A 243-nucleotide genomic window follows, 5' to 3' on the forward strand; every position below is an offset into this window, starting at 1 on the left:
TTGGCGATGCGGGCGGCCTTGGCCGGCTCGTCGGCGGTGAAGCCGACCGCCATGGAATAGGTCAGGCCGACGCGACGCACGGTCAGGCGGCGGCCCACGGCCTCGATCACCCTTTGACGCGCCACGGCCGGGGCGGGCGCGGGCCGAACGCGGCCGGTCAGGCGGGCCAGCAGCGTGGGCCGAAGGGCGGGGTTGAAGGCAGGGTCGCGGGTCAGGTTCAGGTCGTCCACGACGGCGGCGGCC

The 243-nt window shown here is 75.7% G+C and carries 1 protein-coding gene; it reads right to left on the reverse strand.

Features of this window, described 5'->3' with window-relative positions; genetic code table 11:
- Positions 1–243, reverse strand: a 243-nt coding sequence (locus tag CVH10_RS26355; protein WP_219925076.1) for a hypothetical protein, incomplete at both ends; no start/stop codon positions are given.

The sequence above is a fragment of the Halomonas sp. ND22Bw genome, from assembly GCF_003011945.1.
Taxonomy (GTDB): domain Bacteria; phylum Pseudomonadota; class Gammaproteobacteria; order Pseudomonadales; family Halomonadaceae; genus Halomonas; species Halomonas halophila.